Annotated in this window: 11 protein-coding genes; 6 read left to right on the plus strand and 5 right to left on the minus strand. The window is 33.2% G+C overall.

Features of this window, described 5'->3' with window-relative positions:
- Window positions 1-9: 9 nt before the first annotated feature.
- Window positions 10-1,272 (plus strand): dicarboxylate/amino acid:cation symporter, encoded by a 1,263-nt coding sequence (locus BM053_RS04615; protein ID WP_091474531.1) that lies wholly within the window; start codon window positions 10-12, stop codon window positions 1,270-1,272.
- Window positions 1,273-1,340: 68 nt separating this feature from the next.
- Here BM053_RS04615 and lpdA read toward each other — a convergent pair whose 3' ends face one another.
- The gene (gene lpdA, locus BM053_RS04620; protein WP_091474533.1) at window positions 1,341-2,744 is read right to left on the minus strand and encodes a dihydrolipoyl dehydrogenase; all 1,404 of its coding nucleotides are present in this window, start codon (window positions 2,742-2,744) and stop codon (window positions 1,341-1,343) included.
- Window positions 2,745-2,833: 89 nt separating this feature from the next.
- Entirely contained in the window at window positions 2,834-3,292 is a 459-nt protein-coding gene (locus tag BM053_RS04625; RefSeq protein WP_091474536.1) for an Lrp/AsnC family transcriptional regulator, read from the minus strand.
- Between the two features lie 262 nt (window positions 3,293-3,554).
- Here BM053_RS04625 and BM053_RS04630 point away from each other — a divergent pair, with 262 nt between their 5' ends.
- On the plus strand, window positions 3,555-4,757 hold the full coding sequence (locus BM053_RS04630; RefSeq protein WP_091474538.1) for an aminotransferase class V-fold PLP-dependent enzyme: 1,203 nt from the start codon (window positions 3,555-3,557) through the stop codon (window positions 4,755-4,757).
- A 70-nt stretch (window positions 4,758-4,827) separates the two neighbouring features.
- Here BM053_RS04630 and BM053_RS04635 read toward each other — a convergent pair whose 3' ends face one another.
- On the minus strand, window positions 4,828-6,810 hold the full coding sequence (locus BM053_RS04635; protein WP_091474541.1) for an amino acid permease: 1,983 nt from the start codon (window positions 6,808-6,810) through the stop codon (window positions 4,828-4,830).
- A gap of 216 nt (window positions 6,811-7,026) precedes the next feature.
- Between BM053_RS04635 and katG the strand changes: the two genes are divergently transcribed.
- Complete coding sequence (gene katG / locus BM053_RS04640) at window positions 7,027-9,243, plus strand: catalase/peroxidase HPI (protein WP_091474543.1); 2,217 nt, start codon at window positions 7,027-7,029, stop codon at window positions 9,241-9,243.
- A gap of 213 nt (window positions 9,244-9,456) precedes the next feature.
- Here katG and BM053_RS04645 read toward each other — a convergent pair whose 3' ends face one another.
- Together BM053_RS04645 and BM053_RS04650 are read right to left on the minus strand one after the other, a co-directional pair.
- On the minus strand, window positions 9,457-10,521 hold the full coding sequence (locus BM053_RS04645) for an alpha/beta hydrolase (protein ID WP_091474545.1): 1,065 nt from the start codon (window positions 10,519-10,521) through the stop codon (window positions 9,457-9,459).
- A gap of 37 nt (window positions 10,522-10,558) precedes the next feature.
- Complete coding sequence (locus tag BM053_RS04650) at window positions 10,559-10,951, minus strand: hypothetical protein (protein ID WP_091474546.1); 393 nt, start codon at window positions 10,949-10,951, stop codon at window positions 10,559-10,561.
- 299 nt (window positions 10,952-11,250) lie between these two features.
- On the opposite strand from BM053_RS04650, the gene BM053_RS04655 reads away from it, so the two are divergent.
- From BM053_RS04655 to BM053_RS04665, 3 genes are all read left to right on the plus strand, one after another.
- On the plus strand, window positions 11,251-11,889 hold the full coding sequence (locus BM053_RS04655; protein ID WP_091474548.1) for a peroxiredoxin: 639 nt from the start codon (window positions 11,251-11,253) through the stop codon (window positions 11,887-11,889).
- Between the two features lie 84 nt (window positions 11,890-11,973).
- A complete protein-coding gene (locus tag BM053_RS04660; RefSeq protein WP_091474551.1) occupies window positions 11,974-12,282 on the plus strand; it encodes a thioredoxin family protein in 309 nt (102 codons plus the stop codon).
- A gap of 73 nt (window positions 12,283-12,355) precedes the next feature.
- Window positions 12,356-12,613 (plus strand): DUF6952 family protein, encoded by a 258-nt coding sequence (locus BM053_RS04665; RefSeq protein WP_091474553.1) that lies wholly within the window; start codon window positions 12,356-12,358, stop codon window positions 12,611-12,613.
- Window positions 12,614-12,622 lie beyond the last annotated feature (9 nt).

Below are 12,622 nucleotides of genomic sequence, written 5' to 3' on the forward strand. Positions count from 1 at the left end.
CCATAAACTATGAATTCAACAGAACCTAAAATCGAAACCAAAAAATCAATTTTTAGTAACCTTACCACTCAAATCCTAATAGCAATGCTTCTTGGAGCAGTTTTAGGAATCTTTATTCACAACAATTACACACCAGAAGATGCCAAAGCATTTAGTGGTTATATAAAAATGTTAGCCACCGTGTTTATTCGTTTGGTACAAATGATTATTGCACCATTAGTACTCACAACCTTAGTGGTAGGAATTGCAAAATTGGGCGACATCAAATCCGTAGGACGAATAGGAGGAAAGGCAATGGGTTGGTTTTTTACGGCTTCCTTTATTTCGTTGTTAATAGGGATGTTTTGGGTCAATTTTTTCGAACCAGGCGTTGGACTAAAATTAATAGATATCGATCCAGCAACCGCTTCTGAGGTTACAGATAAAACACAAAATTTTTCGGCACAAAACTTTATAGAACATATTATTCCAAAAAGTATTTTTGAAGCCATGGCAACCAATGAGATTTTGCAAATTGTTATTTTCTCTATCTTTTTCGGGTTGGCAACTGCATCAATGGGGACTTATGCAAAACCCGTAACAAATGTATTAGAAATAATTTCTCATGTAATTCTTAAAATGGTTGGTTACGTAATGAAATTTGCGCCAATAGGAGTATTTGGTGCTGTTGCGGGAGTTTTTGCCATTCGTGATGTAAATGATTTGTTATTAACTTATGCCAAGTTTTTTGGTTCTTTCTTAGTAGGAATTAGTTCCTTGTGGGTTTTCTTACTTGTAATTGGATTTATTTTCTTGGGAAGCAGAATGAAAGTTTTATTAAAACATATTGTAAGTCCATTAATCATTGCTTTCGGAACTACAAGCTCGGAAGCGGTTTTTCCTAAACTAACCGAAGAATTAGAACGTTTTGGTGTAAAAGACAAAATTGTTTCGTTTATGTTGCCCCTAGGATATTCTTTCAACCTTGATGGAAGTATGATGTATATGACATTTGCTAGTATTTTTATTGCGCAAGCTTCAGGAATTCATTTAGATATACCCACACAAATGACCATGCTTTTGGTTTTAATGCTTACCAGCAAAGGAATTGCAGGTGTGCCAAGGGCGAGTTTAGTAGTAGTTGCCGCTACTTGTGGCATGTTTGATATTCCAGTAGAAGGAATTGCTTTAATATTACCAATAGACCATTTTTGTGATATGTTTCGTAGCGCAACAAACGTGTTAGGAAATGCATTAGCGACAAGTGTTGTAGGAAAGTGGGAGAAAGAATAAATTAAAAATTTTTACATAAAAAAAGCCAAATCGTAAGATTTGGCTTTTTTTGTAATATATAAATAAAACTATACGTGCAATGCTCTATTATCAGTTGCGGCTAATGCTGCTTCTTTTATTGCCTCTGCAAATGTAGGATGTGCGTGTGACATTCTAGAAATATCTTCGGCAGATGCTCTAAATTCCATTGCTACTACAGCTTCGGCTATTAAATCGGCACAACGAGCACCAATCATATGAACTCCAAGAACTTCATCCGTTTTTGCATCGGCAAGAATTTTTACAAATCCGTCGATATCTCCACCAGCTCTTGCTCTTCCTAATGCTTTGAATGGGAAACTTCCCGCTTTATAGTTAATACCATCAGCTTTTAGTTGCTCTTCTGTTTTTCCAACAGCAGCAACTTCTGGCCATGTATAAACGACTCCAGGAATTAAATTATAATCGATATGTGGTTTTTGACCTGCCAAAATTTCGGCAACCATAATACCTTCTTCTTCTGCTTTGTGCGCTAACATTGCACCACGAACTACATCTCCAATAGCATAAATATTTGAAACCGAAGTTTGTAAATGATCGTTAACTTCAACCATACCTCTGTCAGTAATTTTTACACCAGCTTTATCTGCCGAAAGCCCATCAGTATAAGGACGACGACCAACAGAAACTAACGAATAATCACCTTCAAGAGTGATGGTTTCTCCTTTAGCATTTTCAGCTTGAACAGTAACAGCATTGCCATTTCTTTCAACCGATTTTACTTTGTGAGAAACGTAGAATTTCATGCCTTGTTTTTTCAACACTTTTGTCAATTCTTTAGACAAACTAGCATCCATTCCTGGAATAATTCTGTCCATATATTCTACTACCGAAACTTGTGCTCCAAGACGTAAATATACCTGACCTAATTCAATCCCGATAACACCACCACCGATAATTACTAAATGTTTAGGAACTTCTGGTAATTTTAAGGCTTCGGTTGATGTGATAATTCTTTCTTTATCGATTTTGATAAAAGGAAGATTTGATGGTTTAGAACCTGTTGCAATAATAATATTTTTAGCTTCAAGAACTTCTGAAGTTCCGTCTGCTTTTGTAACTTTTACATGAGTTGCATCTTCAAAAGAACCTAATCCTTCGAAAACTGTGATTTTGTTTTTGTCCATCAAAAATTTTACACCGCCAGAAGTTTGGTCAACAACAGCCTGTTTGCGTGCAATCATTTTTTCTAGATTTACTTTTACTTCTCCCGAAACTTCAATTCCGTGGTCTGCAAAATGTTGTAATTCTTCGTAATGGTGTGATGATGACAATAATGCTTTTGATGGAATACAACCTACATTAAGACAGGTTCCGCCAAGAGTCGAATATTTTTCGATGATTGCAGTTTTGAAACCTAATTGTGCGCAACGAATTGCTGATACATATCCGCCTGGACCTGAACCTATAATGACTACGTCAAATGAACTCATAGTAAGTGTGTTTTTGTTTTTAGTGATGCAAAATTACGAATTTAATTGCAATGACAATGGCAAAAATTAATAGCAATTTTAAAAAAAAATTAAATTTCTATAACGGTTGTGTTTTTTACTTCAGAAATCATGAATGTACTGTGCGTACTGCCTATATGCTCTAATGTCGTGAGTTTTTCTACTAGAAATTCACGATATTCTTCCATGTCTTTGAGAACAATTTTTAGAATATAATCGTAATCGCCACTCACGTGATGACATTCTAGTACTTCGTGGAGTTTAATTACTTGACTTTCAAATTTTGTTAAGAATTCTTTTGTGTGTTGAATGAGTTTGATATGACAGAAAACTACAAATCCTTTTTCAACCTTTTTTCTGTTTAACAAAACAACATGTTTTTCTATAATACCTTCTCGTTCTAGTTTTTTTACGCGTTCGTAAACCGCTGTTACAGAAAGATTTAGTTTCGAAGAAAGTTCTTTTGTTGTTTTTTTGCTATCGGTTTGTAGTAGTTTTAATAGGTTTTTGTCGATTTCGTCTAAATTCATGATTTTAAATTTTCTAAAAATGAGGATTTATAATTAAATTTAATGTTTAAATAATTACAAATATATTAAATTATAGTTTTATTTTCTAATTTATTTAATTTGTATTGTAATTAAATCTAATATTTTGTTTTTTTGATGATTGTTAGTTAATAATGGAATGTCCTAGCCCTGATAGAAACGATATCCTTTTTGTTTTGTTTTTTCGACAAACAAAAAGATAAAGTGGATAGCAGGAAATAGCTTCTAAAAAATAAATAAAAGTATGAAAAATTTTAATCCCGCAGACAAAATACAAGATTTACAATATTTTGGAGAATTTGGTGGTGTAAACCCATCTATTTCAGATAGTTCGACTTATACCTTTTTGTCGGCAAAAACAATGTTCGACACTTTTGAAGGTAATGCTGAAGGTTGTTACTTATATTCTCGCCATTCTTCGCCAAGTAATTTGTATTTAGACAAAGCACTTGCTGCGATGGAAGGAACGGAAACGGCAAACGTTGCCGCTTCTGGAATGGGAGCTATTACACCAACGCTTTTGCAGTTGTGTGGCAACGGTGATCATATTGTTTCGAGTAGAACTATTTATGGTGGAACGTATGCTTTTTTGAAAAATTTAGCACCACGATTTGGTATCAAAACTACGTTTGTAGATATTACTAAATTGGATGTTGTAGAGGCTGCCATTACGCCAAATACAAAAGTTTTGTATTGCGAAACGGTGAGTAATCCTCTGCTTGAAGTTGCTGATATTGCTGGTTTGGCAAAAATTGCGATTAAACATGATTTGAAATTAGTGGTTGATAATACTTTTTCGCCCTTGTCGGTTTCTCCAGTAAAATTAGGTGCGGATATTGTGATTCACAGCTTAACAAAATACATCAATGGAAGTAGTGATACGGTAGGTGGTGTGGTTTGTGCTTCGCAAGAATTTATTAATGATTTAAAAAATGTAAATTCTGGTGCTAGTATGCTTTTAGGACCAACGATGGATAGTTTGCGTTCGGCAAGTGTGATGAAAAACTTGAGAACTTTGCACATTAGAATGAAGCAACACAGTCATAATGCGATGTTTTTGGCTCAAAAATTTGAAGAAAACGGAATAAAAACGGTTTATCCAGGTTTGAAATCTCACCCAAGTCACGAAGTTTATTCAGGTATGATTAACCACGAATATGGTTTTGGTGGTATGATGACTATTGATGTGGGTTCGCTTGATAAAGCCAACGAATTGATGGAACTGATGCAAGAAAGAAACTTAGGTTATCTAGCAGTAAGTTTAGGTTTTTATAAAACTTTGTTTAGTGCTCCGGGAACTTCTACATCTAGTGAAATTCCTTTGGAAGAGCAAGCAGAAATGGGCTTAACAGATGGTCTAATTCGTTTCTCGATAGGTTTAGATAATGATATTAATCGTACTTATGAGATGATGCATGCTTGTATGAAAGAATTAGAAATTTTGTAGATTTATTCTTATAAAATAAAAAATCCCATTTCAATTTGAGATGGGATTTTTTTATTGATTTAAAATTTTATTAATTTTCAATATCAGATTTTAATTCTGCCAAATTCAATTTACTATTTTTTCGACTAAACCCGAAGTAAATACAAAGACCAATTAATAGCCAAAGCGTAAAGTAAATCCAATTCCAGATGCTCAATTCGGCCATCATATACAAGCAACAGATTAATCCTAAAAGAGGTATTAATGATAAATTCTGACGATTAGACCAAATAGTTAGACCAAATAAAACAATTAAGAAAATCCACATTGGAATTTTGTGTTTAAATAAACTGAAACCACTTTCGTATTTCAATGAATTATCAATTGGAAGACTATCTACTACTATTTTATAACTTGTGTCGTCTTTTTGTTGGAAATCACTCAAAACCTGCTCTAAATCTTCTGAAGCCTTAACATTTCCAGAATTATTTTTAGTAATATAATCAAAAACAAGTGTTGTTTGTTCTTTGTTTAAAGAAGTCACAATCGTTGCTGGATCATTAATTTGTTTTTCATTAGTTAAGAAATCCATGGTAGATTGCTTATTGTATATAAATGCAAAAATAAAACCTATAATAATTAAAAATGGCATTACAAATTTTGAATTCACATAAGGTGTTTTGAATTTTCCTCTTGGAATATTTGGTTTGTTTTGCAATACTAAAACTCCAGCACAAACCAATACAAAAGCGAATAAAGTTCCAATACTACATAGGTCGGTTACCATTGTAAGGTTCAAAAATAACGCAGGGATAGCAACCACAAAACCAGTAACAATAGTTGCATATGAAGGTGTTTTAAATTTAGGGTGAACTTTAGAGAAACGTTTCGGCAATAATCCGTCACGGCTCATACTCATCCAAATTCTTGGTTGTCCCATCTGGAAGACCAATAAAACACTTGCCATAGCAATTACAGCACTTACGGCAATAATTCCTGACATCCATTTCAAGTTTAATTTATCGAAAACAAATGCTAATGGATCACCCACATTCAATTCAGAATAATTGACCATTCCAGTAAGAACCAAAGCAATAATAATATATAAAACGGTACATATAATGATAGCCCACATCATACCTCGTGGTAAATCACGTTGTGGATTTTCACATTCTTCGGCAGTAGTTGAAATAGCATCAAAACCAATATAAGCAAAGAAAACAGCAGACACACCTTTTAGAATTCCACCTACACCATTTGGTGCAAACGGATGCCAATTGGCAGTATCCACATAAAATATACCTACAGCGATTACTAATAAAATGATACAAAGTTTCACAACTACCATAAAGTTACTGGCATTTCGTGATTCTTTCATTCCTCTGTAAACTAATGCAGTAATTAAAATAATAATGAATAAAGCGGGTAAATCGGCTACAAAATGGAACGACCCTAATGTTGGAGCAGTTGTCCAGGCAGTGTAAGCACTTTTTAATCCATCAGATAAGTTTTCGAACGATTTTCCACCTTGCATTAAGGCAGTAGCTTCCTTGAATCCGTTAGAAGCGGTTAAGTAATCCATTTGAACCCATTCGGCTATTTGTTTTAAATGCAATCCGTATTTGGTGTTTAATGTGGTTATAATTCCGTCCATCAATCCCGTAAAATAATCACTCCATGAAATGGCAACGGTAATATTACCAATAGCATATTCCATAATTAAAGCCCAACCTATAATCCAGGCGATGATTTCTCCAAATGCAACATAAGAATAGGTATATGCACTTCCTGAAACGGGAACCATCGAAGCAAATTCTGCATAAGCAAAAGCGGCAAAACTACAAGCAATGGCAGTAAATAGGAATAAGAAAATTACTCCGGGTCCACCATCAAAACTAGCTTTTCCTATCGTACTAAAAATTCCTGCACCAATAATGGCAGCAATTCCAAAAGCAGCTAAATCTCTGGTTTTTAAATGTTTTCCTAAGCTATTATGACCGTCGGCTTCATTTTGAGCGACTTGTTTAAGAATATCTTGTACTGTTTTTTTTCTGAATAATTTTGAAAAAGACATAAATGGGTTAATTATAGTTTGATTAATGCTGCTTTTTTTGCAGGAAACAAATATATAAAACTTACTGAATAAAAATTTTATGTTTCATAATTCTTATTAAAAATGATAGTTATTTGCTATTTTAAAATAAAAATTAATAATCAATTCTGATATAATCTTGTCGGTTTAATCCTTAAATTTGATATAATAAACTGAAAATCAAAAAACTATTGCATTATGGAAAATAACACAAATTCAAACGGAGGAGGAAAATGTCCTTTTTCTGGAGGTACACCAAAACAATCTGCCGGTGGCGGAACAAGAAATACAGATTGGTGGCCAAATCAATTGAAACTAAATATTCTTCGTCAACATTCGGAACTATCTAATCCAATGGGAGAAGATTTTAACTATGCAGAAGCATTTAAAAGTGTTGATTATAAAGCTTTAAAACAAGATATCGTAGACTTAATGACCCATTCTCAAGATTGGTGGCCAGCCGATTACGGACATTATGGTCCATTTTTTATTCGTATGGCTTGGCACAGTGCTGGAACCTATCGTATTGCCGATGGTCGTGGTGGAGCTGGAGCTGGAACACAACGTTTTGCACCACTAAACAGTTGGCCTGATAATGGAAATCTAGATAAAGCTCGTTTATTACTTTGGCCAATCAAACAAAAATATGGGAATAAAATTTCTTGGGCAGATTTAATGATTTTAGCAGGAAACTGTGCTTTAGAATCAATGGGATTTAAAACTTTTGGTTTTGGTGGTGGTCGTGCTGATGTTTGGGAACCAGAAGAAGATATTTATTGGGGACCAGAAGGAAAATGGTTAGATGACAAACGTTATGAAGGTGATAGGGAATTAGAAAATCCGTTAGCTGCGGTTCAAATGGGACTTATTTATGTAAACCCAGAAGGACCTAATGGAAATCCTGATCCTTTGGCTTCTGCTAGAGACATTCGTGAAACTTTTGCTCGTATGGCAATGAATGATGAAGAAACGGTTGCATTAACTGCGGGCGGACATACATTTGGAAAAGCGCATGGTGCTGCTGATCCGGGTCAATATGTTGGTCCAGAACCTGCTGGTGCTTCTATTGAAGAACAAAGTTTAGGTTGGAAAAATACATTTGGTAGTGGAAAAGGTAACGACACTATTACGAGTGGAATTGAAGGAGCATGGACACCAAATCCAACACAATGGGATAACGATTATTTTAATGTATTATTAGGTTACGAATGGGAATTAACTAAAAGTCCAGCTGGTGCTCATCAATGGACACCAACTGCTGGATCAAATGCAAAAATGGCTCCAACTGCTGGTGATGCATCAAAATCTCAAAGATTAATGATGACAACTGCAGATATGGCCATGAAAATGGATCCAATTTATGCTAAAATTTCTAAACGTTTTCATGAAAATCCTGATGAATTTGCAGATGCATTTGCTCGTGCTTGGTTCAAATTAACGCACAGAGATATGGGGCCAAAACCACTTTATTTAGGACCTGAAGTTCCAAAAGAAGAGTTAATTTGGCAAGACCCAATTCCGACTGTTACTCATAAATTAATCGATGAAAATGATATTGTTGCATTGAAAACTAAAATTCTTGATTCAGGATTAACGGTTTCTGAAATGGTTTCTACAGCGTGGGCATCGGCTTCTACTTTCCGAAATTCAGATAAACGTGGTGGTGCCAACGGAGCAAGAATTAGCTTAGCACCACAAAAGAATTGGGAAGTTAATAATCCTTCTCAATTATCGAAAGTGTTAGGAACATTAGAAAGTATCCAATCAGCATTTAACAATTCACAATTTGATGGTAAAAAAGTTTCTTTAGCCGATTTAATTGTTTTGGCAGGTTCTGTTGGAATTGAAAAAGCAGCTAATAATGCGGGACAAAATCTAAAAGTTCCTTTTGTGGCTGGACGAACAGATGCATCACAAGAACAAACTGATATAGAATCTTTTGCAGTTTTAGAACCCGAAGCTGATGGTTTCCGTAATTATATGAAAACGAATTATACCGTTTCTGCAGAAGAAATGTTGGTTGATAAAGCACAATTAATGACATTAACAACAACAGAAATGACGGTTTTAGTTGGTGGTTTACGTGTATTGAATGCCAATTTTAATCAGTCGAAATTAGGTGTTTTTACAAACAAACCAGAAACACTTTCAAATGATTTCTTTGTAAATTTATTAGATATTAGCACAACTTGGAAAGCTTCAACTGATAATGCAACAGTTTTTGAAGGTCGAAATCGTGCAACTGGCGAATTGAAATGGACAGGTACTCGCGTAGATCTTATTTTTGGTTCTAATTCAGAGTTGAGAGCATTAGCAGAAGTGTATGCTTGTTCGGATTCGAAACCAAAATTCATTAATGATTTTGTAAAAGCTTGGAACAAAGTAATGAATTTGGATCGTTTCGATTTGGTATAATTTTTCTTTGCGTTATAAACAAAAACTCTCAAGGTGACTTGAGAGTTTTTTATAGAGTATGTTTTTTCTTTTAAATAACGTTCCGACAGCTTTATGACATTGAGGAATTTGGTTTTACTAAATTTTAGTTAAATCACGAACCAAAAAAGTACAAAACAGAGTTTAAATTAATGACTAAACCTCAATTTTTGCAAACCGCCTTGTTGTAGGCAGTTATTCATTAATTTTTCTTTTGCAGAATTGTGTCCAAATTTCATTACTTGGGTCAGAATACAAGATTGGGTTTTTTCCATAATATGTCACATTTTCAACTCCAACTGCGTCTGCTCTTTGTTTTAATTCTCTTGCGTGAAAAGCGTGATGAGAAGGAATATCTAGAACATAAGGATTATACGGATTTACTACATCTCTAAGTGTATTGTTTATCCATATTTCTGGGTCGTCTGAAGTCATTAGAGATAACATATCAACTTCTGTTCTATAAGTATCAATGGTAGGCGATTCGTATTGAGCATTTGAGGAAACTCCATATATTTTTTGAATGTTTCCTGTTTCATTTGCCAAAATTGTTGACCAAGTTACTCCATAATCACTAAAAACATCATTTACCCAACGGTCTTCAATGTTGTAACTTGCTTGAGTTTCTCTCGCTACTACGCCTTTTACTCTGGTTGATTCTCTTAAAACTGGGTCGTTGTTTTGAGCATCAGCAGAATCATTATTAAATGCTATCCAAAGTGAAGTGCTTGCACCAGCTGAATTACCTGCCAAAACTATTTTAGTCTTGTTAATATTAAAATCAATTGCCCGATTTCTGATATATTGTAATGCTCTCCTTACATCTGACATTGGTTTTTTAACACCTTCCATTTCTCCTGTATTATTTAGATAGGTGTAACGAATAGTTGCAAAAGCAATATTATTTTGAAGTAAGTAACGAATGTCTGTTGGAAAATCCCACGCTCCTCCTGATTGAACGGCATATACAAAATCTTTGTCACCGCTTGTAAAACCTCCACCGTGAACATAAATCACTAAACCAGTTGGCGTGTTAGAATTTGGTAGCCAAATATCAAATTGAGTTCTTGTCTTGTTGTCATAAGCTATGTCTTTTGCAAATTTCGCATTGATACCTTGTAAATCAACAGGCGAGTTTGAAAAAGTGATATTCGAATCTGGAATTATTGGAATTACTTGATTTTCTTCATTTTTACTACAACTAAATGTAAATACTACAACTAATAAAAAAGTAATAAATTGTTTATAGTATGTTTTCATATTATTCTGTTTTTTTCCGATTCTGTTGTATGCAGTTTTAACTTTTAAACTTTAGATATTCGACTAAAATTCCTCTTGTTTTCAAAATCATTTTTTCATCATCTAAATATTTAATTTTTGATTGCCAACTTCCGCCTAAACTTGTCCATTTGATTTTATTACCAAATATAGTTTTTACTATTTTAAAAACAGGTGGACAGCTATTTATTTGTAATTTACCAGAGAGAACTTGTTCTTTACTTGAAATATCTAAACTTCCAAGTTTTCCATCATAATTAAATTGATAAACATAATCTGTTGTATCATTTTTAATAATCCAGTTACCAGTTATTTTTTTTCTCAATTCTTCTTTTGATTCAGAGTTTTCAAATTTTTGACAAAAACTTGATAAACTTAAAAGTAGAAACAATATTGCAAAATTTACTTTCATTTCGTTTTAAAATTTCGTTAGATTTTTACATCTGCGCTTAAATTGCATACAACTCGTTTATAGGTCTTAAAACCATACAAAGCTTCCTAGTTTTTGGAGTATATGTATGACAAAACCAAACATTATTATATTTCAAATATATTCATTTTTTCTTAAAGATTTATAGTCTATGTTATTAGTGTCTTTAAATAACTTTAAACTATATCGAAATAAGATAATATAATTAAAAGTTATTATTATGAATGGAGATAATAGTTATTTTTGCACCATTAAAAAAATAAATTAAAATTCATATAATTATGTCATTAGTAGGTAAAAAATTTCCAAGTATTGCAGTAGATGCTATTTCTGAAATGGGAGACAATTTAAAAATCAATATTTTTGAAGAGGCTACAAAAAACAACAAAAAAGTATTATTGTTTTGGTATCCAAAAGATTTTACTTTCGTGTGTCCAACTGAATTACATGCTTTTCAAGCAGCTTTACCGGAATTTAACAAAAGAAATACAATCGTAATTGGAGCTTCTTGCGATACAAACGAAGTACATTTTGCTTGGTTAAACACACCAAAAAATAATGGTGGAATAGAAGGTGTAACGTATCCAATTCTTGCTGATACAAACCGTAATTTATCTAACATTTTAGGAATTTTAGACATCGATTCTACAAGCTATAGCGAAGAAACTGATTCAATTATTGTTGAAGGATCTAACGTAACTTTTAGAGCAACTTACCTAATTGACGAAACTGGTAAAATTTTCCACGAAAGTGTAAACGATATGCCACTTGGTCGTAACGTAAACGAATATTTACGTATGGTTGATGCATATACGCACATTCAAGAAAAAGGAGAAGTTTGTCCTGCAAACTGGGAAGCTGGTAAAGAAGCAATGAATGCCGACAGAAACAGTACAGCTTCATACTTATCAATGAACTAATAATAATTTCAATAATAATTTCAATGGCAATTTTTAAATTTTAATTGCCATTGATTTATGTTATTGTAATTGAAATTTAAAACTATGTTACTAGAACTAGAAAAAGATAATTTAGCCGAAATTATTGGTGAAAATGATATTGTAGTGGTTCAATATTCAGCATCTTGGTGTGGAAATTGCAGAATCATGAAACCAAAATTTAAAAAACTGGCTTCAGAAAATGAAAACGTAACTTTTATAATTGCCGATGCCGAAAACTTCCCTGAATCAAGAAAATTAGCCAATGTAGATAATCTGCCAACATTTGCAATATTCAAAAACGGAGCATTTGTAAACCAAACACAAACCAACAAAGCAGAAGTTTTGATTGATTTTGTGAATGAAATACTTTAAAAGTTTATTTGTTTAATCGTTTATTTGCTTAATCGATTAAATAAATAAACGATTAACCGATTAAATATTAAAAATGAAATTACCAGTTATAAAACACCTTACTCAATTTATAGAGGAAAACGACCAAGATTATCTTGTAGAAACCATCGAAGTTTTAGAAGCTTTAACAGAAATTTCATCGCTTAAAGATGAAGAACTCGATGTTATTGGCGAATTAATTTCTAATATGTACGGCGCACTCGAAGTGCATAAGATGACAAAAGACGGAATGGATAAAAAAGAAGCTCTGAATGCTTTTATGAAAAGAGTTTTAGGATCGATAGATAAATAAAAAATGCTT

The organism is Flavobacterium swingsii (assembly GCF_900111965.1).
GTDB lineage: Bacteria > Bacteroidota > Bacteroidia > Flavobacteriales > Flavobacteriaceae > Flavobacterium > Flavobacterium swingsii.